A 22,929-nucleotide genomic window follows, 5' to 3' on the forward strand; every position below is an offset into this window, starting at 1 on the left:
CTAATACCAATTATTTCAAATATTTTAACTTCAGGCAATCCCTTACTCCACAATCTGACCCTATTCAAAAAAAAGAGCGCATCTCTTATTACAGAAATGCACCCGATTGTTGAAAAAGAAGTTTAAACTAGAATGATTTACTGCCAGATACCAAATACTCCATTTGATAATTCTCCAGAAACAGAAGTTATTTCTTTATTGTTATCGATAATACTCCATACTGGAAATTTCTTTTTTACATTATATATAGAATCTACTATTTCTACTTTTATTCCTGTATTGATTCATTTTTCTTTAAATATATCAATATCATTTATCATAAAAGAATCCAAGATGGAAAACATATTGATTCAATGATGTTCCATCCTCTATAAATTTCTTATCCATAACTTCATTAAATTCTTTCTTTGAGAAATGCACCTGATTGTTGAACAACCCTTTACGTTACAGCCCACTTAAAGCTAATGGTGCTAAAAAGGTGAGTATAACAAACGCTAAGATAATAAGTAGCATAATGTCTAATTTACTCATATGTTTCCTCCAGCTTATTAATCCATTTTATAATATCTTATAGCACTTGGCTTTTTAGACATAAAAAACTTCCAGAGTCACTCTTCTCTGGATGTAAAAGTTACTATCTCTAGATAAAAGCTAGAAAATAAGCTAGATGTCGTAATTAGTTTGTGGATTTGACGTTTGGTCAGGCTTTTCATACGTTACAAAAGTTCCTGCGATAAAATCATGAAGTGAACGTTTATCTTTTCTGAAGATGACCATTAAAATACTAACGATCACTCCTATTCCTATTGTAATCACATAAACAAGTGCAGCAACAATAACACGTAGAGCCATGGTACCAAATCCTACTTTTTCTCCATTTACTTTTGCGATTCGGATTCCTGCGATTTTCTTTCCTAATGTATACCCGTACCAAAGAACTGGAATTACTAGTGCATAAGCGATATTGATTAAGTTCGTGTAAACGTTCTCGTTCCAACTGCTTGTAAGTAAGTAGCTGATTATTGTAATCGGTATAGAAATAATAATTGCATCTAAAATGTTAGCGAGTAATCTAATCCAAAATCCTGCAGGTTGTGTGATCATTGTAGTATTCTCCTTATTCGTTATCATTTTTTAGTATCGTCACAATATCGCGGTCTTTTAACTGAATGGCATGCATTAAAGCAGACATGTACATGTTATCTGTCTGAGATGCGTCTGCTCCTGAATCTAGCATTAGTGTGACCATCTCTGGATTCTCACTGAATACAGCATAGAACAATGAAGTCATTCCCTCAATGTCTGGTAGGTTTGGATCTCCTCCAGCCGTTAGTAGAATTTTTGCAATAACTGTATCTCCGTTCTCGGCTGCAGACATTAATGGGGTGATGCTATCGTAATTCTCATAGTTCGGATCTGCACCTCTTTCAATCAGAAGGCTTACTAATTGTTCATTACCATCTAGAACAGCCCAGTGCAAAGGGGTTAACCCTCCAAAATCCTCTACCTGAATATCTTCGCCGTTATCAATTAATGACTCCACTTTTGAAGTGTCCCCGTTTACAACAGCAACAATTAAAGGTGGGTTGTCTTCGCCATCGATCGGTTCAAACGTTTCTTCGAAGTCTTCATTTAAAAACGTTTCTAGTTTTCCTAAAGTATAGTTACCACCCGCATAGATTAATCCACATCCGATGAGCGTTATTGGTATGAATACCCATTTTAACTTTAAGTTCTTGTAAACTGCGGGTTCTTTATCTTCGAAAAACACATCTATCTCGTGGATTCTCTTAGGCAGCGGAGGATGTGTGGAGAGTATCTCACTGAACCATACGAAAAATCCTTTTTCATTTTCTACTTGTTTTACAAAATCATAACGATCTACGTGTCGGTAGAGAGTCTTCCCTATTGCTAATACGGTTAAGCCGTTCTTAGCAGCCTCGGGATTTCCGATAAAAAATGCAGCATACCGATCACATGTGTATTCACATGCCCTGAGGTACATTTCTGCTATACCCGGAATAAACATGGATGGCATTATAAAAAGCATTTTTGAGATGTGGTTACGTTTGATATGAGCCAGTTCATGAGCAATGACAAAAGTAACCTCATCTTCAGCATCTCTTTCTATCAGCTCAAAAAATTCTGAGTATAGGACTACCATGTTACGTCCGAAAAATCGTGTGGCAAATGCATTAAGGATACCACCCGATTCCATTACATAAACATCCGGAACCTGTTTGATCTTCATTTTCTCACATAGTTCCTTTGTCCTTTCATATACCTTAGGAAATTGAGCAGGGCTTAATTTAACCGCATTGGTCCTGATACGGGCAATCATTAGCCCATGAAAGAATAAAGAGATTAAAATCATCCCTAGAATGATAAAAATACCTACAACCGATAATGCTAAAAAGATATATGAAATAATACTGATAAATAAAACAAACCAATAATACTTGTTCTCGTTTTTATAAACAAGAGCTTTAATGTTATTTTCTTGATCCATGAATCGTCCTTTACTCCTTTGTATCCCCACAGAAAGATTATATCTCAAAACATATTATTGGAATATATTTATTTTTATGGAAAAAGAGACAGTAAATTAAAAATCTCCATATTCCTTATTTTGAATCGCTCCCTTTTTCCAAATGGATCTTTTAAACCTTCTTTTCATTAATATCAATTACTACAAATCAACATAAAAAAGGACGCCTTCTTATTATAGAATAGCACCCGATTGTGTATTAAGGGTTTGTTGTTTATTTATTAGAGAGTGACTCAGCAACCTTAATTAATTCCTTTTTACCAATCTTTTTCTTACTTTCAAGCTTTATAAAAAATTCTTGTTCTGTTCCTGCTTCTCTCCAAGCGATCAATTGCTTATCTTTTCTTTTTTCATAAAAGAACTTTGAGTTTTTTATCTTTTTACTTTCTCCCCAAATAAAGTCACTAGATGCACTCGTCTTATCGGTAATAAGAATGGATAAATGACTATTTTCATTTTTATATTGATAGTTAACTTCTAGACAATTTCTTCCGCAGCTAATGATTGTCGAATACCTTTTGGTGTCCTTAAAAGGGATATAACTTGGTTTAGAGTCTATATTTGCAAGATATTTAGGAGTGTTCATTGGAAAGTGTATAATCGGGACATTAAGAACCAATATACTAATTATTCCTAACAACACTAATGAATAACTAAGACTTTTTTTCATTTACTAATAAATCCAATCTATTTTACTTAGTACTATTCCTACGCTTCATAACAAGTAATGGTTTCAATGCGCTTTAAAAAGCAATGATGCCTTTTCTGGCAGCTGGAACTTTAACTAACGAACCCGTTTATAGAATTAGATTAGGGTTTTTTAGATTAAAGTCGTTTCTAACAGCAGTCCTTTATTATTATTGCTTATTCTCTACAGGGTCTTCGAATAACTTAATCACCGCTAATATTCCAAACGTTACTGCCATTCCATATCCAATATAGAAGAGAAAACTGTTTACAAAGTTTATTAAGTCTTTGAAACTCCCACTAACTATTTCACTAAAAAAACTTAAAGACATAAATCCTATTCCTATTACAAAACTATAAAGATACTTTTGAATTTTATTCATTATAAGATCTCCTTCTTGAAAAATTGCACCCGATTGCGGAAGAACAAGAATCTTAGTTTACTTTCCAATCAACTGCTTTCTTAATTAATTCATCTACAAATTTCTCTTTAACTTCTTGATATTTATGCGTATCATCAGGGAACTGTTTTGCCAAAATCTTTTTAAGGTCTCCGTAATTTTTTGCATCCTCTGGATTATTGATTAAGTAATCTTTAAATGATAAGTGTACGTCAATATTTATATTTCCAAGTTGAAAGATATGAATGTGATGAGATCTCTTATGTTTACTTTTTGTAAAATATCTTCTTCCTGTTATTCCGTGTTCATTCCTTGGTTCATACCCTAAACTCAACATATTCTCATTGAATAAGTTTACTTTCTCGATATCTTTTACAACGATTAAGATATCTATTATTGGTTTTGCATAACCTACTGAAGGTATTGATGTACTACCTATATGATAAATCTCAATTAGCTCATCTTTAAAAATTTCTTTAAGTTTACTTTCTTCTATTGTATATACTTTTCTCCATTCTTCTGTCCAAGGAAGTATTTCTGTCTTTCTCATCGCCACTTGCTCCTCCTGCAAAAATTTTTACTTCTTTAAATTTATAAATTATTCCACAATCCTGCTACGACGATTGTTTAACTAATTCATTAAAACGTGCGTTAATCCTTCTTGAATCAATGGCCCCATTTTTGAATAAGCTCTAATCATAATTTCTTTTCAAAAAATGTTAAGATAATCTGCTCATTTACTATGACTTCATCAACTTTCTGAAAACTATTCTTTTTATAAAATTTCACTGCGGGGGTATTTTTTGATCCAGTTGAAACTTTTATTGTACCAATTCCTTCTTGTCTTTCAACGAAATCCAAAAGGCTCTGGGCAATTCCTTTTCTAAAGTGTTTAGGATCTACAATTAACCGATGAATATCAATTTCTTCATTTTCTATTTTTATTGATATTGCTCCACATAGATTTTCTTGTGAATAATAGCCAAAGAAAGATTCTCCGCATTGTTGTAATTTATTAACTGTATCTTTTAACGGAGGGATTTCAAAACAACCAATTATATTTGCTTCTACTTGATAAGAAGGGATTTGGACGTTTAATACTTCCTCAGTAATTTCTTTATTACTAATATCAATTTTTTTAATCAAGATTATCTCCTCATTCAATCAATTATCTTATTCAGCAATCCTGCTACGTTCGTTCAATAAGTTCCATAAAAAAGGCGTTAATCCTTCTTGGATCAACGCGATTATTGTATAAGATTGATGAGTTTTATCGCCTTACTATATTATTGGCTATGTTAAAGATTCATGTTGATATTTAGAGAAAAAACAGAAATTCCATAAAACTAGAAGTTCTGTTTGGTTTTATTATCTTATCCCCGTTAATGCAATAAGAGATTAACTTCTATTTGCTGGTTTAGCTCAGTAAGAACTATTTAAAAAGTTGTTCATTAAATACATTAATTGAATATACGTTTTCTTCTAATAAGTTATCAATTATCTGCTTTATTACATGCGGTTCTCGTAAATCCTCGTTTTCAAATGTTAAAAGGTCGTTAACTTTTATCCACTTGCTGTCAGTAATTTCATCTTCTTCGAGATTTAATGTACCTCCAGTAACTTCACCAATAAAATGAAATAAAATTACTTGATTGTTCTTATTACTGATAAAATTATATACTCCAGTCGTGCCAATTAGTTTTACATCTAACCCCGTTTCCTCTTTAACTTCCCTCCGAGCTGAATAAAGAATGTCCTCACCATACTCTATATGTCCACTCGGAAAGTTCCACTTATCGACAGCATTAGGTTTATTCTCTTTTATTATTAAAACTTTATCATTATCAAAGATTGATACACTTGCTATTAATACAATTTCATTTTGAGACATCCATTTCTCCTCAATTCTATTTGAAGATTACATTTATCTTTATTATATATAACTAGCCAGCCTAATCTCCATTTTCTTCTTCACATCCTATAAAAAATCTATACAGTTTATTCCATATCCTGCACGTTTGCCTAATAAAAAGAGCTGCATAAACAACTCTTTTGATTTTCTATAAATGCACCCGATTGTTGAATAGTGGATAACATTAGTTAGAATAAACCGATTGGTATTGAAAACATTTCAAAATCCCTTATCTCTGAACCTATTGAACATTGTTTCAATGTATAACTTTTTTGTTCCTCTTCTATTCTTGTCTCTATTTTGTTGCACTTGTATTCTTCAATAAAATCCCCGTCTACTTTATGGGAACTCTTTACCTTATCCCCATCAAAGGTTAAAGTTCTAACACCACGTTGCCCTTCTATCCCGTATTGTACAACTACAACATCGGCTTCAATTTTTTTATTTACATCTTCAACAAACTTATCTAGCAAATGGAGATTTTCAAATTCATTAGAAGTGTTACCTATAATAACTTCTTCTTTTTGAACTTGGGTAGGTTCACTTTCTAATCTCTTTATGGAATTGTCTTCAATATTTTTATCCTCAGTTGCAGATATATTTTGGCTATTTGATTGACAGCCTGAGATTAAAGCCAAAAAGAGTAATATACTTATTTTCTTCATATTACAGCCTCCTAGGAACTTCTAAAACTTACGCGATGTTGTTCAGTTAAACTGCCCCTTTACTTGAACAGAGGGCGGCTGCTTATTCAGCAAACGCCCCCTATAATGGAATATCATCAATATTCTTTTTCATTTTACTAATGATAATCTTTCTGTACATACCATTAAACATTATGGATGTATCTTCTTTGATAGATAAAGTATTCTTATATTTACTGTACAAATTTTCGAAGTTAACTCCTATGTCAGTACCTAATAATTTTATTAGCGGTCTGATTGCTTTTTTAAACTGTGAAAGTCCTTTATCTTTTGGAGTAAATTTATCGAATATAATAATCTCTCCATTTGGTTTCAACACTCTAATCATTTCTTCAAGACACTTATCTGCATCAGGAACGACTGATAATATAAGACTTCCTATAACTACATCAAAATGACTCTCGTTAAAACTCATATCTTGAGCGTCCATCCTAATGAATTTTATTGTTGAGTCTTTAAATTTGTTTCTTGCTTTTTTTAGCATATCATCAGAGTAGTCTATTGCTGTTATATCTAATTCTTTGTGATTGATTAGTTCCAAATCTGCCCCAGTTCCTACACCGACAAAAAGTATCTTTTGCTTTTTCTCGAAATCAGTTCTGCTAAAAATTTCTTTCCGTGCGTTGAGGAATTGCCCAGTGTTAAAGAATTTATCATATATCGGAGACCAAATTTTATATATTATCTCATTCCAACTATTGTTCATTTTACACCTCACTTTATACACCTTGTTCCGTTAAACTGCTCCGATTTTTCAATAAGTTCCATAAAATAGGTGTTAACCCTTCTTGGATCAACACTTCTAGCTAGCGGAATAAATTCTTACCGTTTTTCCTATTCTTCTTAAATTTATAAATGAGCATAACAGCTAGTATTCCTATACTTAAGAGGACAAGAATCCTTATTACGCCCTGTTGTCCATCGAAATATCCATCAAAAACACTTCTTATTTCATATTCTCCGTCACGATAAGCCTTGATATATCGACCATTAGATTCTTCAATTGCTATTACTTCATTGGGGTTAATACCTTTTATTGAATAATACTTAGTCCCTTTTTCATAGGTATTTGAGAAGTTACCAGGATATGATTTCATATCTGAATACTTAGATACCTGACCAATTTCACTGTTAATTTCACTAACATATTCGTCACTAATAACATAAATATTATCCTCCCAAACTACAAATGAATAAGCCCAAGATGTTGCAAGTGATTTAGTTGGAAATATTAAAGTGGATATAAAAACAACTAACATTACAAACGAAAGTAAATGTTTAATTTTTATATTAATCCCCCCTCTATAAGATTAGTCGTTAAAAATCTTTCGTAGGTTACATTGTCTTATTCAACAATCCTGCTCCGGTTTGTTCAATAAATTCAATAGAAAAGTGCACTTCTCCTTCTTGAAGAAATGCACCCGTTAGTTTAAGATATATGGATTGTTGTTTACCAATTTCCTCTAAGTTAATTCTTTTTCCAAACATATCTTTTACCGACTAAATTAAACCCAACTGACTCGTAAAGTTTATTGGGAGCTGGGTATTTTTCTGGCATAGCAGTATATACAGTAGCTTTTTCTGCACCAAGTTCTCTGGCAACAATTAACTCATGTAATAATAATGCTTTACTTATACCTTTCCCTTTATAATCATGATAGCAAGATACTGCTTCAATAGTAACTAGCTTATTCTTTTCATCATACCTTCCACTACTTAGAGCCACTACATTATTATCTGGACCCAAAACTACTAAGTCTAACTCTTTTCTATAAGTTGATGTTTCATAAAAATTATTAAGAATACTCTTATTGAATAATATTCCATAACATAGCTTATAGGCTTTATACACCTCATCAAGCTCTTTCAGGTTCGGTACTGATTCTATGTGAAATCCTTCAGGTAATTCCAAGCGATTCACTGATTTTTTAAGGTTAAAATCCCTTCTTACCCAGTATTCATCCGTCTTGTAGTATCCATTTTCCAATAAAACATTTTCATAGTCGGTGTCGTTGTCGTATATCTCCCATTCGATTTTGTTATCAGCATCGGAATGAAACTTTTCTCCAACTTTTACAACTTCATCATAGATAAACCTGTAATTAGTGGCTATACAAAAGGACCCTTCTTCAAGAAATCCAACTAAATTATCATCATCAAACCATAGAAAAACCTTTTCTAAGGACTCACCGATTGTCTTATTTGGTTCTTCCAATCCACATGACAATGCACATTGAAATTCAAATAAGCTTAAATTATTATCGAACCTTGTCCCATAAGTTTCATAGCTTTTCTCTAAGAAAGTACATATCTTCTCGTAGTCACTAATATCTTTATATCTTCTATAAGTTATTGTCATATTTTGTTCTCCGTCCCTTAGTTTTCCAAAAAAATTCCTTCTTTAATAAACTTCCCGTTTCTGGCATATCCCGTTAATAGTTAGACGGAACCCCAAAGATTAAGTTTCAAATTATTCCGTTAAACTGCTACGTTTGTTCAATAAGTTCCATATGAAAAGGCTAGATAACTTTACTCTCTGATGGGAAAAGGTTTAAGTGTCGCGTACAGTTATACAAAGGACAATCCCACCTGTCTTCTATATGACTTAAAATAGTAATTGAAGTATTATCAATATAAGTCTGCTGAAATTTCTGAGGAAGTAACTTTTGTAAGGTTAATCCGATTAAAGCTCCGTGGCTGACTACCAATATTCGTTTGTCTTTATATGTACAAACTATATCATCTAAAAAGGCTATTCCTCTGTTAGATACAACTTCAAAGTTTTCCATTCCGAGTTCCAAATTACGCCATTCACTACCCCACTGTCGGACTCTTTGTTCTTCCGTAGTGCCTTCAATCTCCCCACAATTTATTTCTCTTACCCTTTCATTAATATGACTAATGGGTAAGCCTATTTTACTTCCAATAATTTCAGCAGTTTCAAAGGCCCTTGATAAGTCACTCGTAATAATCATATCCCACTGTTCTTCAAGAGATAACCTATCTCCAATTTCTGAGGCTTGTTTTCTGCCCAGCTCATTTAATGGAATATCACTTACTCCTTGAGCCTTACCTAGGGAATTCCATTCAGTTATTCCGTGCCGAATTAATCCTATGGTAGTCATTCTCCCACCCTTTTCTTAAGTGTTATTCACAGCCATATGTTCTAAGTTAGCTATTGTCTCACTAAATACTTTATTTGGAACATATCCTAAGTTTTTTATTTTTTGATCAGAATAAATCGGACACTGCACTTCCCTATTAGGCAGCTTTTGAAGTTTTCCTAAAACCTTAATTATTCTCATCCTAAATTCAGTTTCTGGGAAGTTCCCATCAATTGCATTAAATACTTCTCCACTTTTTGCACTTCTAATAACTAAATGTATAAGATCAACTAGGTTATCTGAATGTATCCAGGCAATCATATCTTCAGGGTGAACCCAATCTACTACGTCAGCTTTAATCATTCTATAGACCTGTCTGTCACCCCAATATGAATTTTCTTCTGCACAGATCGAACCTGGTCTTAAAACAACGACATCGAGCCCTTTATCAACATAGCTCATCAGAATGTGTTCAGATTTTGCTTTCGTATGTATGTAAGGTTCCTCGTGTTCTTGTACTATAGGGATATCCTCAGTTATGTGACCTTCGTTGGGTTCACCATACACAGATAGTGTAGATATATGAATAAATTTCTGGACACCGGCTTCTAATGAAAGACTTGCTATATTTTCCACACCTATTACATTTGAATGTGTTGCTTGCTCCATATCATCACCCAAGTAAGCAGCACAATGGACAACGATGTCGACATTAACTAATGATTTTTGTAAAGATGCTCTATTTGTGAGTTCTCCTTGAACTGGAATTATGCCTAATTTCTCATACTTTTTAAAAATAGTTCCATCTCTTACAAGACCTCTCACTTCCTTAGCCTCTTCAAGAAAACTAATAGCTACCCTTTCTCCAAGAGTACCTGTGATGCCAGTTACTAAAATTCTCTTCCCCTTTATTTCCATTTAACTTCCTCTCTCTCATCTCTTTCTATATCCAGTTATGTACATTTGGTAAGCTCCCTATTGCTGAATAGACCAAGCTTTTTTAATAACCTTATTCCACTATCCTGCACAATTGTTCAATACATACCAATTATTTCAAATTATATTTATTAACTCAATCCTAAAATACAATAAAAAAGTACGTCTATTAGAAACGTACTTTAGAAATATCTACTATATAAATCATGCCTTTGCTTCCCACTAAATTGAGCGTATATTTTTGTTGTTTCGCTTTTCTCATGCCCTAATAGACTCTGTATTACCTCAAGAGGTGCTCCATTATTAATCATATTGGTAGCGTAGCTATGACGTAATTGGTGGGGATGAATATTTTTCCTGATTATAGCACGACTAGATATACGCTTTATGATGTACCTCATAAGATCTATACTCATTCTTCTTCTAGGTTTTCTCTCTGTTATAAACAAGCATGCTTCAATATCGTCCCTCGAATCCAGGTACCTTTTTAACCATAAAGAGCAACGAGTATTAAAGTATACCTCACGTTCTTTATCACCTTTTCCGTGAACAATAACTGAGTTTGTTATCCAGTTAATATCATTACGGTTTAGTTTCACTACTTCACCAATACGACAACCTGTTGAGTAAAAGAACTCAAACAAAGCATTCTCCATTGTGTTTTGACAAGATTCCCTTAAATGTTCGATTTCAAGTTCAGTTAGGAATTTTGGAATTCTCTTACCTAGCTTTGGTTCTTTCAACTTAGCTGCAGGATTTTGATTAATAAAACCTTCATCATGAGTCCATTTAAAAAAAGAGCGAATAAACCTAACTCGATGCCCTAAACTTGATGGCTTCAAATGCTCACCTTTCTCGATTAAATAAGCTTTTAACTGATCGGTTTTTACTTCATTCATATCAATGTTTCCAAAATACCGAAGTAACAAATTGTACTGATAAGAATAGGTTTTTAATGTGATTAATGAATACCCTTCTATCTTTTTATCAAGCCGGTATTTCTTCCACGCGTTCGAAAGTAACATTTGACCTCACACTCCATGAACCAATTAAAATTCTATTCTAGTATCGGCATGGATAGGTAAAGCCATTCACTGTTTATTCAACAATCTAATAAAAGCACCCATTATTGAGAAGGCTTAATTTAATAAACGAGATTTTTTTCGAATTCTTCCACTACATTTCTAAACAAACTTGCTTCTTCAAGAAATGGATAGTGATTGCTCTCTTCAAAGATTTCTAAAAAGGAACTAGGTAACAATCTTTGCATTTCTAACGAAAAGGATACAGGGCATTGTACATCATGTCGCCCACCGATAATTAATGTAGGAGTTGTTATAGAAATTAATTGCCTAGTGACATCAAAAATCATTTCTTCCCTAATAAAGAAGTTCATTCTTACTGCAGACATCTTTTTATGAATGTTCAAGGAAAAATACTCATCATATTTCTCAGGTTTAAATAATGATAGTTTAGTTCTCTCTTTTGAAATCTCAAATCTTTCAGCATAGGAGAGATTTTGGTTCTTTAATCGTTCAATAAGCTCTTGCATGTATTCAAATTTAGGATGTCCTTTATGATAAATACATTCTGATGAAGAATTTGCGTATTTTCTTGCTGCAGATCCAACAATAATTAATGATCTTAATGAAGGTGAACAATGAATACCATACAATACCCCTATCATTCCTCCAGTTGAATGTCCCGCATAAATCCAAGATGAATACCCTAATACTTTTCTAATCGCTTCTAGATCGTAGACTGCATCAAACATACTTAACTCATGTGGATGGATTGATTTTGAAGAATTCCCTGCTTCCTTAAGGTTGACTAGATAAACTTTATAACTATCTGTAAATGTCTCTGCAAAATAATCTCCTGTATTGTTAAATTCTGAATAGTGATGGGTGATACAGACAGGTAGTCCTTTACCTTTAGTAAACACCTCAAATGTTCCTCTTTCTGTTTCAATAATTTTAGTCTCCCATTTTGACATATCATATCCCCTTTTTTCTGTTTGCAAAGTATTTCTCTTATCATGGTAAGTAATCCTCTGCTCAGATCTTAGTGTTCCTAGTGTTCCTAGATTTGTAGGTATATAAAAAGGTACACTTCTCCTTCTTGAAGAAATGCACCCGTTTATTGAAAAAGAGTAATTACCCTTTTTTAATTATATTTTTCCAGTAGTACCAAGAACTTAGATATTCCTTAAGATCATTCGGATGATGTTTAATACAAGTGCCTATTCTTAGATATAAACCAATAATTACGTTTTCATATAAAGTTAAATTATTTATTTCGTTCCTTTCAATCTTCAAATAACTCGACGCTGAATCAATCGTATGTTTAGACAAATCATCTGGTGAAGAACAAAATGTATATATTAAATCATAAAGAGGGTCTCCAATAATAGGAGTTGGATCAATTACACCATTTAGTTGTTCATTGGTAAATATTAAATTATGAACTCCAAGATCCCCGTGTAATAAGTATGGTTCAATGAATAAATCATTTACTTTGTACTTTTTGACAAGATTGAGTACAAGTTCATAATCCTCTTTTTTTAAATGTGATTTTATAATCTTATTTGCTTCAATAATTCTGTTCAAAAGAAAGGATTGCCAAGAATCTGTTGTTTCATCTGCCCAGCCCCATCCAACATTGTTAGGTACGGTTTTATAATGATTTATAAACTCTTGTACAAGTGTTGTGAGCAGCTCCTGTTTGTTTTTTCTTTCATAATTTGTAGAACCATCAATAAATGAATAAACAAGGTATCTATTTGAACGTTCGATAAAATGAAGATTAGGTAACAATTTTAAATTCTTGTAGATATTAAGGTAATATGCCTCTGATTCAGTGATTTGCGGCTCATTCGACTTAACGACATATTTATTCCCATCCTTTGTACGAAGAAGGAACAATTTACTTACAGTACCACCTCTTAGTTGTTCGTATTCAATTGATTCTGAATCAAGTATTAAATCGTGACTTAGTTCTTTAATTATCTCTCTAATATCCATATTTTCCCCACTTTAAATTTAATGCCTTATTTAACAATCCTGCTACGATTGTTCAATAAATTCCATAAAAAAGTGCAGATCTCCTTCTTAGAGAAATGCACCGGATCGTAGAATAGTTGTATATTTAAGTTATTCATTAGAAAAAGCAGTTTATGTGGTAGCTTGAACCAGAAACATGTAAATAAAAATAATTAACTGTACTGTTCTTTGAAAATCAGTTTAAATCGTGGCTTTAAAGTGACTTCAATAATATTTTCATATCTATCTGATTCACCATGAAACAATCGTATTTTTGAACAATCCTTTTTATCTTCTATAATTTCAAGTTTATTAACAGAAAGTAATTCGAGATGGGAAAACACCGTATCGGTTTTCTTTTCCTTAGCACTTATAGAAAATTCGTGATAAAAAGGAGATAAGATTATTTCGAATACTTCAATATGATTTTCTAAAACAAAGGTTGATTGGTCGTAATAGAAAATATCTGTTTCATCTTTCCTCATAGGTATTGATTCAAAAACGGAAATAAGGTCTACTTCATCTGGAATATCCATCCCCATGGTTATCTCTCCTATTAAACAAGTTTTTTACAGTAATTATTTATTACATCTAAAAAGATACTTCTAATAGAGGAAGGCTGCCTTAATAGGAAAGGCACCCATTGTTGAACATTCTACTTTCCAAGTTCTGCTCTGTCATATGCTTCTTTAATCATTGGAAGCACTGATTTAAAATTAAATATTAAATCCTCCGTTGTTTTTATTGGTTTCACGAACCCAACGTTGTAAACTCCCCATCTATCATCTTTTGGTTCAATACAAGTATATAAATAAGGTTTTTCACTTACATCCCAAATCAAACCAGCTCTAGAGCCATTTGGTGCCTGTACAAAGCCATCTCCAAAGGTACATCCTTCTTCTTCATCAAAATCAAAGTGATCAGTTATTTCACCATAGGTAAAACCATCGGTTTCCGTCTCCAGAATAAGAGAATTCTTATGATAAACCTGTTTTCTAAACATTTGTCTTAATTGCTTCAAAATACTTGTATATAACATATTCGACCCCTTGCTTGTAACAGACTAGTCTACCCTATACTTCGATAAAAAGGTGCATATCTCCTAGAGAAATGCACCCGATTGTTGAGTAAGCATTATTTTGTTTTAATTAGATTACCTATTATATCTACTGTCTTAGTCATCGTGTCTACTATTCGAGTTCTTGTGTCATCTTTAGACAGTAAAATGTCTCTGCCTTTTTCATCAAAGCAATAAGCAATAGGGATTGAGAATCCACAATTTCTGTAAGAACCATCTGCATGACTTGTTCCTAATACCCATGCTTTTTGTTTAATAGAAATTCTTTTTGCTTCTCCTGACCATTCGGTATACTGGTCTTTACTAAACATTCCAACTCCAATAGGGTTAAAAATAAGGTCTAATGATTTTTCATTTTTCAGACCTTGTAGTCCTTGAAAAACTTCCCTACAAAGTAGATATCCATATGTAGATTCATTATCTTTAGCCGTGGAAGGGGTATACAATTCATTATTCTCAGGTGTTTTTGCTCTCTCAAAAATAATTTTACCTTCATTACTAATAATAAGTGCCCTATCAAAATTGTGCTTATCCTTATACCCCGTTACAATCGTTGTTTGGAATGTTTTAGCCAATTGACTTACTTTTTCTAATTTAGTTTCTTGAACATAACCTTCTGGATAAAGAATCAAATCTACTGATGGATTATTTTTAATCTCTTCTTCAAGTTGCTCCAGGTCAGTTTCTAGTTTAGGTTGACCAATAAGAATTTTCACTTTAATAACACACACCTTTTTATTCCTTTTATTTAATTCATACATAAACTCATTCCAGATAACTTCCATAAAAAGAGTGCATTTCCTTCTTACAGAAATGCACCCGATTGTTTAATAAGAAATTAGTCCGAACAATCTTAAGAATGAATACAAAATAAATCCCATACCAATAAATACAATTGAAAATCTCATAATCCAATGTAACTTTGGAGGAGGAAAAAACGCAATAAAACCAATCGTTAAGAATAGAACACCCATAACAAAACTGTATAAAACTTCCAAACAATAACGCCCCCATACTACTTACGATATTTCGTTAAATACCTTTTCAAGTATCCTGTCCAAATCTTAAGTAAAGAAAAATCTGAAAACCCTGCATGTTGATCTTCAACTCTTGCAACCGATTGTTGAATAAGCCCCATATAGTAAATGTATCTTGGTATTCCAGTATTTCAATACAAATACCATAAACCACTACATCTCAGCTCATACAGTTAGAAGTAAAATGGGTCACACATGGAATACTAATAAAGTAAGTGGAATAGGAATTATTCATCAGGTATCGATATGCAGACGAGTTTCGGTAGCAGTTACTGGGAAGCATATACACCTTATAACTTTATATATTACCCATGATGAATACTGGATCACCATTTAAATGAAAATTCATTTCCTTGTATATTAATGGTAAAATTATTTCTATTAAGCTAAATAGGAGTTGGGGGATATGGTTTTTTCTGTATTAGAAGTTATATTACTTATCGCAGTCTTTTTAGTATCATTATTTCTTTACGGTATTTTTAAGAACACTTCAGAAACATCAAAAAAATTATTAGAACAGAATGAATTATTAAAGCAACTACTAAATAAAAAGTTATAGTTACCTTAAGGTAACCTGGGGCTGACTCAAAGTAAAAACTTTTGATGTCCAGCCTCTTTTTTCTGTATTATTTTATTTTTACTGAAAAAAAGACTTATTATCTTTTTAGGCGGCCTTCTTGGCCGCCGATTTAATAAGTTGTGGGCTAAACTGATAAAAATTGACAATCCTTATTCAACTATCCTGCTACGTTTGTTCAATAAGTTCCATAAAAGAGGCGTTAATCCTTCTTGGATCAACGCACCCAATTGTTGAATAAAAACAAAATCAAATGTTTATCTATAATTAACTTGAAATCAAATACAATGAAAAATGTAAAATGAGTTCTAGCTCCCCTTAAACTCTATTGGTGTACATCCTGTTACTTTAATAAAATTCCTATAGAATTGACTAGGATTTGAGAATCCGAGTTCATAACTAATTTCTAAAACAGATTTATCTGTATTTAAAAGTAGTTCTTTTCCTTTTTCGATCCTTATCTGTAATAAATACTGATACGGTGTTTGATTGGTAAACTTCTTAAAATTCCTTATAAAATGATACTTACTCTGTTGTGCTATCCGTGCTAGTGTTTCAACATTTATTTCTTTATCATAGTTAGAATGAATAAAGTCTAATACCTTCTTGACCAGAAAGTCTGGATGTCTGTGAACAGAATCATGGAAATGCTGTTTAGAATAACTTCCATCAAATAAAGTAGTAAAAAACTTGAATACTTCATCTTCGATCACATAAGAGTCTTGATGATTGTCAAATAGATAATGATTAAACCAATATTTAACCTGCTTCTTTATGTGAAAGGAAGAGATGACTTGATGTTCACGAAATTCGATTTCATGATGTCCATTTCTTTCCTTCATCCAAGTATTCAATGCTTCTCGGTCAAGACCTATTAAGAACATGGAGGAAGGTACATCTTCAAAAAGATGGGAATGACTTGATAGGGGGTTGGTAATTAGTGCCTCTCCTTCACTCATGCTGTATGTTTTTTGGTTAAGATCGGCTATGAGCCTGCCCGTAAGAGGAACTGAAATCTGGTATACATCCTCATGAGAATGCTGTTCGTCGCTCCAGTTTGCTCCTTCGATCATTAAAAATTTTATATGTTCTAGCTTTAAATTAAACCCCATTTTATTTCCACATCCTTCCTCTCTCATACTATCAAATATTGCTATCACATTAAGCAATATTTGCAATGATTATTCCTCTTTTCTTCCTCATACTAGAGCTTAGAGGAGGGATTGAAATGGATTTTAAAACAAAATGTTACTTAGTATATGGGTTATCTCCCGAAGGTACAAAAGCATTAGAAGCGAATCGTCAACTGAATGAATGGATTAAAAATAATTCACTTGGAAAGATTATCTATCATGAGCATTTCTCTAAAAAACCTTTAGGTGGATTTGCTGTGTTTGAAGTGAATTCTCATAGTGAACTCTACCAACTTCAAAACGAACCCCTTACAGAAAATTCTTATTTATACCGTTGGTCATTGAGTTATCACCCTTTAACACATAGTACAAGTACAGAACGGTTTATTTTTCAAACACAATATACGCTTTCATCCTATAGGGGAGTTTCAATGACATACGAACTAGAGAATTAGATCTATATTTCAGCACATTCTGTTTCCGTTACGTTACTTTCCACAAGTGGAGCGCTGCTAACATTTATTTTGTTATAATTCAAAACACCTTGTTTAGAAGTTTAATATTAATAATCATTTTTTTATCAAGGTGCATTTCTGCTTCTTGAAGAAATGCACCTGATTGTGGAATTAATAATTCAAAAAAAATTTCCTAACCCCATAATATCCATAAGGGTTTATGCTAAATTAAAGGCTGATTCTTTACTTAATACGCTAGTAGTAAATTCATCTAAAGTTCCAACAAACTTATCTACTCCTGAAACATGATAAAACGTACTTGATTTTGATGGGTTATAAATTTCATCATTAGGAGAATACAGATACAAACGTTTGTTTAGTCCTAATGCAATGCCAAACTCAATATGGCTTCCTTTCCCTCCTGGCAAAAGTACAACCACAAACTCAGATTCTTTAACAGCTTGTTGTTCTGCTTCTCCTATACTTTGCAATTTATCTAGAGTGTCTACTCTTTCATTCTGAGTCCAATCGTATGTATGTATAAACCCTTTTTGTGTAAGCTCACTTGCAACGCACCTTACTTGTTGAATATTTTGAAGACTAGAAGCTATATAAAATTTCATAAATGTCTCCCTCGTGATAATTACAGCATAGCACTTTAATTGTTTTTTACATTCATAATAATTTCAACGGAAATTTCAAATATCACCTCATAATTAGAACATTACTCCATAATCCTGCTCGTTTGTTCAATAGTTCAATAAAAAAGCGTTTATCCTTTTTAAATCAACGCACTCTTTAATGGAATTAAACAAATTAATGTTCTAAATGATTTTCCCACTGACAATTGAAGAGAGATTCATCATGGTATGTGGTTCTCCATACTCCATAGAAGAATCAATAAACTCTTCTAATAACACATAATCTTGAGTAACTACCTTAACAATATAGCTGTATTCGCCAGTCAATCTGTGACATTCTACGACGTGTGAATTTTCTTTACAAAATTCTCTGAAGGCTTTGCAGCGGTGTGTTTTAATTAATACAAATGCTTTTACAGGTTTATTTATCTTGTCAGGATTGATTATTGCTTTATATCCCTCGATTACTCCTTGATCTTCTAGCTTCCTTACCCTATCTGTTACTGCAGGAACTGAAAGAGAGATTTCCTTTCCCAAATCAGTCATCGATATTCTTCCATTCACTTGCAATATATCTAATATCTTACGGTTTAATGTATCCATTATTCTCCACCTTCAATATTAATGTACAAATTAAAAATTCCCTTAACTATTTAAGAATATCAGTAAAATCTCCTAAAAAATAGTATATAAACCTATCCTTTTTTACATTAAGATAATTGTAAGTCAATTAGAGAGGGGTATTTTAATGGGATTAGAAATGAAAACGAAATGTGAAAAATGTGAAAAGAAAGTGCAAGATAATGCTTACATCTGTGTTCATGAATGTACCTTTTGCTATAAATGTACTAATGATATGTTAAATATTTGCCCTAATTGTAGTGGAGAATTAGTAAGAAGGCCGAAACACGCAGCATCATGGCCATTAAGTTAGCTTAATCATATAAAGGAGGAAGGCAGAACTAAACAGAAAAGACTTTATATATGACCTTATTTACCTCCCGATAGAAAGTTATCCCACTATCCAGCTACGATTAATGAATAAAGAGAGAGCTGAAGATTCGTCATATTGATCTTCAGCTCTTGCACACGATTGCTTAATAAGAAATTAGTGCGAACAATCTTAAGAATGAATACAAGATAAATCCCATACCAATAAATACAATTGAAAATCTCATAATCCAATGTAACTTTGGAGGAGAAAAAAACGCAATAATACCTATCGTTAAGAATAGAACACCCATAACAAAACTATATAAAACTTCCAAACAATTACGCCCCCATTATCCTTTTACACTACTTACGATATTTCGTTAAATATCTTTTCAAGTATCCTGTCCAAATCTTAAGTAAATAAAAAGCTGAACCCCCGATAGTTGAGATCTACACCCACTTTAGTTGTATTAAAACAACCATAATATAATAAATAAAAGTCCTAATAAAGCTGACACTAACCCAATAAACCAAATAAACAATGACCACGCCTTTATTCCAGAAAAAACTAAAGGTAGTTGCCAACCTATTAAATCTGATATTAACTCTCCAAATGCTTCCTTAATAGTCTCTTTAGTATCACCTTTTTTCCATAACCATTTAGAAATAAAAAATAGGATAATTCCAATTAATATAAGAATAATTCCATTAAGCACAAACATTCACCACCTAGTTACTGTTATTATCAGTCCTCAATAAGTGATTTAATAACCATTTGCATATGTACAATACTTCTTATTCTCCAGTAAGTTAAAGGCGATCACCTTGTGCGGCAATTGCACCCGATTGTTGAAGAAATCTTTATGGATAAATTCCAATAATCATCAGTAAAAAAACAATTAACATAGTGACAATGCTACCGTAAAATACTCCACTTTAAAAACTTGGGAATATTTTTGATAACCGAAAATATTTCATCTCTCTCTTACAGGAATGCTTCCTAATCTCAATAAATAAATGGTAGTCAATTTGTGCTGTAATGAGCCTATTCAGTTTAATGGAAATTCCAACCCTTTTATATTTAAAGTAAACCAATTAAATCCAAAAGGTAAATTAGATACAAAATAATACAACAAAAAAATAGCCATGCACACATAAAGAATAGCTATATATATCATTAATTTGTTGAAACCTTTATTTACTATTATTGCTAGTACATAGAAAAAAATTGAAAGTGACCAAGGGTTACCCCAGTAACCCCTTTTTACTGTGAAATTATAGACAGCAAAAATAAGTAAAATTCCCCAAAGTAGAAGTAAAATGTACTTGAATTTTTTCATAATCCGAGCCTCTCCATGTTGTATTACTATCCTTCTATTCTTCAATAAGAAAAAGCTATTCTCCTTCCTGAAGAATAGCACCCGATTGTTGAAGAACTCTTTACTGGATAACTTCTCCTACAATTAATAAATAAATATTCCGTTAATTTGATCAAGGATATCTTTCAATTTGTAATTGTTTATTTTAGCTTTGTTAATGAATTCATCAAGATTTTCGTATTCTTGATGATCTAGATTGTAAAATTTAGTAAAACAAATCCCATTCGCTGTATGAGTAATAGAATATTCTTCATTATTAAATTTGAATTCAATATCATGTCCGATTTCAAGATACTTTTTTAATTCTTCTAGATTCATTAACTGCTTCCTTTCTAAAGAAAAGCACCCGTTTGTTGAAGATGTAATTTCAGCGTTCTTATAATAAAATCTTTCTGTAAATCTTATTTTATATGGTAATAAAACCTACAAAATCAAGCAAAAGGAAGAAGCCTATTATAGATAAGACTATACCTATGAATAGACATATTGAAGTTAAACTAGTCGGATCTGAATGTATACCAACTATAGTTGTAATTATAGCACCCAACAAAGAATCAGATTTCATATTTCTTTTTATTTCTTTCCATGCAAGGTGTAAACCTATTATAAAAAAAATTAGTCCAACTATAAAAAGGAGAACGATAACTAACACATATTTTATTAAATCATGTTCCATATAAAGAGCACTCCTAATACTTTTAACGGTAAGTCATATACCAAACTACGTTTTTTAAATTTAAAATTTCATTACTTTCCTTGAAATGTTGTTTATACCTTACTTAATCCACTTATATAATGTTAATATGTCATTTTTCTTTTTTTGTTAAAAGAATTGCAGCTAAAGTAAGCGCAATTACAAAGACTTTAAAGTAATCATTTGGATATATAATAAAAGCTGCAATATACATGATTCCGAGTACAAGGTTTAATTCTTTGACCATATACCATCCTTCTTTTGTAAGAGATCTTTTCTGAAAACTTTTGCCTACATTAGCATACTACAAATTATTTAAAATCTAACAGCTTTAAGCAATCTCTTGTTCAGCAATCAGACAACTTCATAAAGAGAGGGTGCATTTCTTATTAAAGAAATGCACCCGTTTGTTGAATTGAATCACAAAAGCATAGTATCTACTTTTATTAAGGGAGAATTGCTTTATACCTTTTCTCCTTCTTCAATTACCACAAAAGTACAATACTGACTGGAGTCTTTATTAGATTCAATTAATAATGAATCCTTCGCAAATTTGTTACATGATTTCACAATATCCACCCATTGTTCTTGTTTCCGCAAAAAAGAAGAACAATCTAAATTTTTATTTGGAAAAATGGGATAGGTTCCATCAGCTTTGATATAAAAAAAATCTACTCCGATAATTGCTAAATTTAAATCAGTACAAGCACTAATAAAATCAAAAGAGTCTAGTATGTTTAAATACAACTCTTCTCCTGATAGTATTCCTCTATTTTGAAACTTGTCTATCAACGATTCTTCTAAGCTCATAAAACAGCCCCTTTTTCTCATGAGTTAATAAACCTATTTTCTTACAACAAATTAACAACGCACACCTTCTTCTTGAAGAAATGCACCCGATTGCAAATAACTCATTATAGGAATGCTGACTTTAGTTTAATAACAAACCTTTTGTCCAATAAAAATAATCAAAGTCTATCTCACTCGACTTAACCATTTATAATCCTCTCTTAAATACCTTTATTCTAAGCTCCGTTCTAAATTTCAATAAAAAGAGCACTTCTCCCTCCTTAAGAAATGCACCCTATAATGGAATAACTGAAAGCTAATGAAGCTTTTTCAAAAGCTTCGTTTCGCTGCCCAAGCTCCTTGCATTTTACTAAGGAATACAATTTGCCCAATATGATAGGCGTCGTGCATCGCTAAACTCTTCAGTTCAATCATTAATGGATTGTCTTCAGGGATTTCTCTATATAAATCTTCTAATTCTGATGTTGCTAGTATTTTTTCTAGTTCACGATGAACATAAAAGTATTCTTGTTTTGTTTTCTGCCAATTTTGAGACGTCTCAGTTGGTACCCGATATGTAGCGTCATTATCTTCTGCCTGTGGTTCATTTGCAGTCTGACCAAGAAATCGTAACAGAATTCTTTTTTCAAAGAAAAGCAAATGACAGACTAACTCCCAAATGGAATGAGCCCCCTCAACTGGTTTCCAAAATGCCTGTTCAAACGTGATATGTTCTAGGACTTTTTCAAGTGGGGGAAACCAGTCTTCTTGATCTAAACAGCTTGCCCATTGCTGTAACAAAAGTGTCCTTACTTCCATTTTCTATTTCCTCCCAATCTAATTAATCTATTGCGGTCGGTTATTCTGGCATAACTTAAAA

Annotated in this window: 32 protein-coding genes; 2 read left to right on the forward strand and 30 right to left on the reverse strand. The window is 32.3% G+C overall.

Annotated features, from left to right (window positions below):
• Positions 1-663: 663 nt before the first annotated feature.
• The 22 genes from KUV80_RS09965 to KUV80_RS10070 form a co-directional block, all read right to left on the reverse strand.
• On the reverse strand, positions 664-1,104 hold the full coding sequence (locus KUV80_RS09965) for an RDD family protein (RefSeq protein WP_222462565.1): 441 nt from the start codon (positions 1,102-1,104) through the stop codon (positions 664-666).
• Between the two features lie 13 nt (positions 1,105-1,117).
• Positions 1,118-2,509, reverse strand: a complete 1,392-nt coding sequence (locus KUV80_RS09970) for a M48 family metallopeptidase (RefSeq protein ID WP_222462566.1) — start codon at positions 2,507-2,509, stop codon at positions 1,118-1,120.
• A gap of 253 nt (positions 2,510-2,762) precedes the next feature.
• On the reverse strand, positions 2,763-3,218 hold the full coding sequence (locus tag KUV80_RS09975; RefSeq protein ID WP_222462567.1) for a hypothetical protein: 456 nt from the start codon (positions 3,216-3,218) through the stop codon (positions 2,763-2,765).
• 187 nt (positions 3,219-3,405) lie between these two features.
• Positions 3,406-3,618: a hypothetical protein gene (locus tag KUV80_RS09980; RefSeq protein WP_222462568.1), complete on the reverse strand. Its 213-nt coding sequence runs from the start codon at positions 3,616-3,618 to the stop codon at positions 3,406-3,408.
• 52 nt (positions 3,619-3,670) lie between these two features.
• On the reverse strand, positions 3,671-4,186 hold the full coding sequence (locus KUV80_RS09985; protein ID WP_222462569.1) for a GrpB family protein: 516 nt from the start codon (positions 4,184-4,186) through the stop codon (positions 3,671-3,673).
• 146 nt (positions 4,187-4,332) lie between these two features.
• Entirely contained in the window at positions 4,333-4,782 is a 450-nt protein-coding gene (locus tag KUV80_RS09990; RefSeq protein WP_222462570.1) for a GNAT family N-acetyltransferase, read from the reverse strand.
• Between the two features lie 286 nt (positions 4,783-5,068).
• A complete protein-coding gene (locus KUV80_RS09995; protein ID WP_222462571.1) occupies positions 5,069-5,527 on the reverse strand; it encodes an NUDIX hydrolase in 459 nt (152 codons plus the stop codon).
• A 209-nt stretch (positions 5,528-5,736) separates the two neighbouring features.
• Positions 5,737-6,213, reverse strand: coding sequence for a DUF4362 domain-containing protein (locus KUV80_RS10000; protein ID WP_222462572.1), 477 nt, complete (start codon positions 6,211-6,213; stop codon positions 5,737-5,739).
• A gap of 100 nt (positions 6,214-6,313) precedes the next feature.
• Positions 6,314-6,958 carry a class I SAM-dependent methyltransferase gene (locus KUV80_RS10005; protein WP_222462573.1) on the reverse strand — a complete coding sequence of 215 codons (645 nt, stop codon included), beginning with the start codon at positions 6,956-6,958 and terminating at the stop codon, positions 6,314-6,316.
• Positions 6,959-7,058: 100 nt separating this feature from the next.
• Positions 7,059-7,511, reverse strand: a complete 453-nt coding sequence (locus tag KUV80_RS10010; protein WP_222462574.1) for a hypothetical protein — start codon at positions 7,509-7,511, stop codon at positions 7,059-7,061.
• Between the two features lie 76 nt (positions 7,512-7,587).
• Positions 7,588-7,740: a hypothetical protein gene (locus KUV80_RS10015; RefSeq protein ID WP_222462575.1), complete on the reverse strand. Its 153-nt coding sequence runs from the start codon at positions 7,738-7,740 to the stop codon at positions 7,588-7,590.
• Positions 7,721-8,611, reverse strand: coding sequence for a GNAT family N-acetyltransferase (locus tag KUV80_RS10020; RefSeq protein WP_222462576.1), 891 nt, complete (start codon positions 8,609-8,611; stop codon positions 7,721-7,723). Before KUV80_RS10020 ends, KUV80_RS10015 begins: the two co-directional genes overlap by 20 nt.
• A 160-nt stretch (positions 8,612-8,771) precedes the next feature.
• Complete coding sequence (locus tag KUV80_RS10025) at positions 8,772-9,377, reverse strand: histidine phosphatase family protein (RefSeq protein ID WP_222462577.1); 606 nt, start codon at positions 9,375-9,377, stop codon at positions 8,772-8,774.
• Between the two features lie 15 nt (positions 9,378-9,392).
• On the reverse strand, positions 9,393-10,274 hold the full coding sequence (locus tag KUV80_RS10030; RefSeq protein WP_222462578.1) for an NAD-dependent epimerase/dehydratase family protein: 882 nt from the start codon (positions 10,272-10,274) through the stop codon (positions 9,393-9,395).
• A gap of 200 nt (positions 10,275-10,474) precedes the next feature.
• On the reverse strand, positions 10,475-11,317 hold the full coding sequence (locus KUV80_RS10035; protein WP_222462579.1) for a tyrosine-type recombinase/integrase: 843 nt from the start codon (positions 11,315-11,317) through the stop codon (positions 10,475-10,477).
• 119 nt (positions 11,318-11,436) lie between these two features.
• Positions 11,437-12,288 (reverse strand): alpha/beta fold hydrolase, encoded by an 852-nt coding sequence (locus KUV80_RS10040; protein ID WP_222462580.1) that lies wholly within the window; start codon positions 12,286-12,288, stop codon positions 11,437-11,439.
• A 160-nt stretch (positions 12,289-12,448) separates the two neighbouring features.
• Complete coding sequence (locus KUV80_RS10045) at positions 12,449-13,315, reverse strand: fructosamine kinase family protein (RefSeq protein WP_222462581.1); 867 nt, start codon at positions 13,313-13,315, stop codon at positions 12,449-12,451.
• 191 nt (positions 13,316-13,506) lie between these two features.
• Entirely contained in the window at positions 13,507-13,875 is a 369-nt protein-coding gene (locus KUV80_RS10050; protein ID WP_222462582.1) for a hypothetical protein, read from the reverse strand.
• A 113-nt stretch (positions 13,876-13,988) separates the two neighbouring features.
• Entirely contained in the window at positions 13,989-14,372 is a 384-nt protein-coding gene (locus KUV80_RS10055) for a 3-deoxy-8-phosphooctulonate synthase (RefSeq protein WP_246625150.1), read from the reverse strand.
• Between the two features lie 95 nt (positions 14,373-14,467).
• Positions 14,468-15,196 (reverse strand): hypothetical protein, encoded by a 729-nt coding sequence (locus KUV80_RS10060; RefSeq protein WP_246625151.1) that lies wholly within the window; start codon positions 15,194-15,196, stop codon positions 14,468-14,470.
• A gap of 42 nt (positions 15,197-15,238) precedes the next feature.
• On the reverse strand, positions 15,239-15,409 hold the full coding sequence (locus tag KUV80_RS10065; protein WP_222462583.1) for a hypothetical protein: 171 nt from the start codon (positions 15,407-15,409) through the stop codon (positions 15,239-15,241).
• Between the two features lie 924 nt (positions 15,410-16,333).
• Complete coding sequence (locus KUV80_RS10070; protein ID WP_222462584.1) at positions 16,334-17,137, reverse strand: AraC family transcriptional regulator; 804 nt, start codon at positions 17,135-17,137, stop codon at positions 16,334-16,336.
• A gap of 116 nt (positions 17,138-17,253) precedes the next feature.
• On the opposite strand from KUV80_RS10070, the gene KUV80_RS10075 reads away from it, so the two are divergent.
• Positions 17,254-17,613, forward strand: coding sequence for a hypothetical protein (locus KUV80_RS10075; protein ID WP_222462585.1), 360 nt, complete (start codon positions 17,254-17,256; stop codon positions 17,611-17,613).
• 218 nt (positions 17,614-17,831) lie between these two features.
• Here KUV80_RS10075 and KUV80_RS10080 read toward each other — a convergent pair whose 3' ends face one another.
• Together KUV80_RS10080 and KUV80_RS10085 are read right to left on the reverse strand one after the other, a co-directional pair.
• The gene (locus KUV80_RS10080; RefSeq protein WP_222462586.1) at positions 17,832-18,236 is read right to left on the reverse strand and encodes a group-specific protein; all 405 of its coding nucleotides are present in this window, start codon (positions 18,234-18,236) and stop codon (positions 17,832-17,834) included.
• Positions 18,237-18,437: 201 nt separating this feature from the next.
• Positions 18,438-18,857: an Lrp/AsnC family transcriptional regulator gene (locus tag KUV80_RS10085; RefSeq protein WP_222462587.1), complete on the reverse strand. Its 420-nt coding sequence runs from the start codon at positions 18,855-18,857 to the stop codon at positions 18,438-18,440.
• Positions 18,858-19,002: 145 nt separating this feature from the next.
• Between KUV80_RS10085 and KUV80_RS10090 the strand changes: the two genes are divergently transcribed.
• Complete coding sequence (locus KUV80_RS10090; protein ID WP_222462588.1) at positions 19,003-19,188, forward strand: DUF1272 domain-containing protein; 186 nt, start codon at positions 19,003-19,005, stop codon at positions 19,186-19,188.
• Positions 19,189-19,657: 469 nt separating this feature from the next.
• On the opposite strand, the gene KUV80_RS10095 is transcribed toward KUV80_RS10090, so the two are convergent.
• The 6 genes from KUV80_RS10095 to KUV80_RS10115 all read right to left on the reverse strand — a co-directional run bounded on the left by KUV80_RS10095 (position 19,658) and on the right by KUV80_RS10115 (position 22,868).
• A complete protein-coding gene (locus KUV80_RS10095; protein WP_222462589.1) occupies positions 19,658-19,903 on the reverse strand; it encodes a hypothetical protein in 246 nt (81 codons plus the stop codon).
• Positions 19,904-20,650: 747 nt separating this feature from the next.
• Complete coding sequence (locus KUV80_RS10100) at positions 20,651-20,884, reverse strand: hypothetical protein (RefSeq protein WP_222462590.1); 234 nt, start codon at positions 20,882-20,884, stop codon at positions 20,651-20,653.
• A gap of 88 nt (positions 20,885-20,972) precedes the next feature.
• Complete coding sequence (locus KUV80_RS10105; RefSeq protein WP_222462591.1) at positions 20,973-21,242, reverse strand: hypothetical protein; 270 nt, start codon at positions 21,240-21,242, stop codon at positions 20,973-20,975.
• Between the two features lie 130 nt (positions 21,243-21,372).
• Positions 21,373-21,507, reverse strand: a complete 135-nt coding sequence (locus tag KUV80_RS18760; protein ID WP_276516638.1) for a hypothetical protein — start codon at positions 21,505-21,507, stop codon at positions 21,373-21,375.
• Positions 21,508-21,722: 215 nt separating this feature from the next.
• Positions 21,723-22,070, reverse strand: coding sequence for a hypothetical protein (locus tag KUV80_RS10110; protein ID WP_222462592.1), 348 nt, complete (start codon positions 22,068-22,070; stop codon positions 21,723-21,725).
• A 309-nt stretch (positions 22,071-22,379) separates the two neighbouring features.
• Complete coding sequence (locus KUV80_RS10115; RefSeq protein ID WP_222462593.1) at positions 22,380-22,868, reverse strand: DinB family protein; 489 nt, start codon at positions 22,866-22,868, stop codon at positions 22,380-22,382.
• Positions 22,869-22,929 lie beyond the last annotated feature (61 nt).

The sequence above is a fragment of the Fictibacillus nanhaiensis genome (genome assembly GCF_019801215.1).
Lineage (GTDB): Bacteria > Bacillota > Bacilli > Bacillales > Fictibacillaceae > Fictibacillus > Fictibacillus nanhaiensis_C.

What these genes read in the sequence shown, in the direction of transcription:
- KUV80_RS10060 (WP_246625151.1), bottom strand. Translation starts at nt 15,196, where the DNA reads ATGGAAGTTATCTGGAATGAGTTTATGTATGAATTAAATAAAAGGAAT.
- KUV80_RS10035 (WP_222462579.1), bottom strand. Translation starts at nt 11,317, where the DNA reads ATGTTACTTTCGAACGCGTGGAAGAAATACCGGCTTGATAAAAAGATA.
- KUV80_RS10075 (WP_222462585.1), top strand. Translation starts at nt 17,254, where the DNA reads ATGGATTTTAAAACAAAATGTTACTTAGTATATGGGTTATCTCCCGAA.
- KUV80_RS09980 (WP_222462568.1), bottom strand. Translation starts at nt 3,618, where the DNA reads ATGAATAAAATTCAAAAGTATCTTTATAGTTTTGTAATAGGAATAGGA.
- KUV80_RS10100 (WP_222462590.1), bottom strand. Translation starts at nt 20,884, where the DNA reads ATGAATCTAGAAGAATTAAAAAAGTATCTTGAAATCGGACATGATATT.
- KUV80_RS10110 (WP_222462592.1), bottom strand. Translation starts at nt 22,070, where the DNA reads ATGAGCTTAGAAGAATCGTTGATAGACAAGTTTCAAAATAGAGGAATA.
- KUV80_RS10105 (WP_222462591.1), bottom strand. Translation starts at nt 21,242, where the DNA reads ATGGAACATGATTTAATAAAATATGTGTTAGTTATCGTTCTCCTTTTT.
- KUV80_RS09995 (WP_222462571.1), bottom strand. Translation starts at nt 5,527, where the DNA reads ATGTCTCAAAATGAAATTGTATTAATAGCAAGTGTATCAATCTTTGAT.
- KUV80_RS10085 (WP_222462587.1), bottom strand. Translation starts at nt 18,857, where the DNA reads ATGGATACATTAAACCGTAAGATATTAGATATATTGCAAGTGAATGGA.
- KUV80_RS10010 (WP_222462574.1), bottom strand. Translation starts at nt 7,511, where the DNA reads ATGTTAGTTGTTTTTATATCCACTTTAATATTTCCAACTAAATCACTT.
- KUV80_RS10015 (WP_222462575.1), bottom strand. Translation starts at nt 7,740, where the DNA reads ATGTTTGGAAAAAGAATTAACTTAGAGGAAATTGGTAAACAACAATCC.
- KUV80_RS10005 (WP_222462573.1), bottom strand. Translation starts at nt 6,958, where the DNA reads ATGAACAATAGTTGGAATGAGATAATATATAAAATTTGGTCTCCGATA.
- KUV80_RS10020 (WP_222462576.1), bottom strand. Translation starts at nt 8,611, where the DNA reads ATGACAATAACTTATAGAAGATATAAAGATATTAGTGACTACGAGAAG.
- KUV80_RS10030 (WP_222462578.1), bottom strand. Translation starts at nt 10,274, where the DNA reads ATGGAAATAAAGGGGAAGAGAATTTTAGTAACTGGCATCACAGGTACT.
- KUV80_RS09970 (WP_222462566.1), bottom strand. Translation starts at nt 2,509, where the DNA reads ATGGATCAAGAAAATAACATTAAAGCTCTTGTTTATAAAAACGAGAAC.
- KUV80_RS10025 (WP_222462577.1), bottom strand. Translation starts at nt 9,377, where the DNA reads ATGACTACCATAGGATTAATTCGGCACGGAATAACTGAATGGAATTCC.
- KUV80_RS09985 (WP_222462569.1), bottom strand. Translation starts at nt 4,186, where the DNA reads ATGAGAAAGACAGAAATACTTCCTTGGACAGAAGAATGGAGAAAAGTA.
- KUV80_RS10040 (WP_222462580.1), bottom strand. Translation starts at nt 12,288, where the DNA reads ATGTCAAAATGGGAGACTAAAATTATTGAAACAGAAAGAGGAACATTT.
- KUV80_RS10115 (WP_222462593.1), bottom strand. Translation starts at nt 22,868, where the DNA reads ATGGAAGTAAGGACACTTTTGTTACAGCAATGGGCAAGCTGTTTAGAT.
- KUV80_RS18760 (WP_276516638.1), bottom strand. Translation starts at nt 21,507, where the DNA reads ATGGTCAAAGAATTAAACCTTGTACTCGGAATCATGTATATTGCAGCT.
- KUV80_RS10050 (WP_222462582.1), bottom strand. Translation starts at nt 13,875, where the DNA reads ATGGGGATGGATATTCCAGATGAAGTAGACCTTATTTCCGTTTTTGAA.
- KUV80_RS10070 (WP_222462584.1), bottom strand. Translation starts at nt 17,137, where the DNA reads ATGGGGTTTAATTTAAAGCTAGAACATATAAAATTTTTAATGATCGAA.
- KUV80_RS10045 (WP_222462581.1), bottom strand. Translation starts at nt 13,315, where the DNA reads ATGGATATTAGAGAGATAATTAAAGAACTAAGTCACGATTTAATACTT.
- KUV80_RS09975 (WP_222462567.1), bottom strand. Translation starts at nt 3,218, where the DNA reads ATGAAAAAAAGTCTTAGTTATTCATTAGTGTTGTTAGGAATAATTAGT.
- KUV80_RS10000 (WP_222462572.1), bottom strand. Translation starts at nt 6,213, where the DNA reads ATGAAGAAAATAAGTATATTACTCTTTTTGGCTTTAATCTCAGGCTGT.
- KUV80_RS10055 (WP_246625150.1), bottom strand. Translation starts at nt 14,372, where the DNA reads ATGTTATATACAAGTATTTTGAAGCAATTAAGACAAATGTTTAGAAAA.
- KUV80_RS10090 (WP_222462588.1), top strand. Translation starts at nt 19,003, where the DNA reads ATGGGATTAGAAATGAAAACGAAATGTGAAAAATGTGAAAAGAAAGTG.
- KUV80_RS10080 (WP_222462586.1), bottom strand. Translation starts at nt 18,236, where the DNA reads ATGAAATTTTATATAGCTTCTAGTCTTCAAAATATTCAACAAGTAAGG.
- KUV80_RS09965 (WP_222462565.1), bottom strand. Translation starts at nt 1,104, where the DNA reads ATGATCACACAACCTGCAGGATTTTGGATTAGATTACTCGCTAACATT.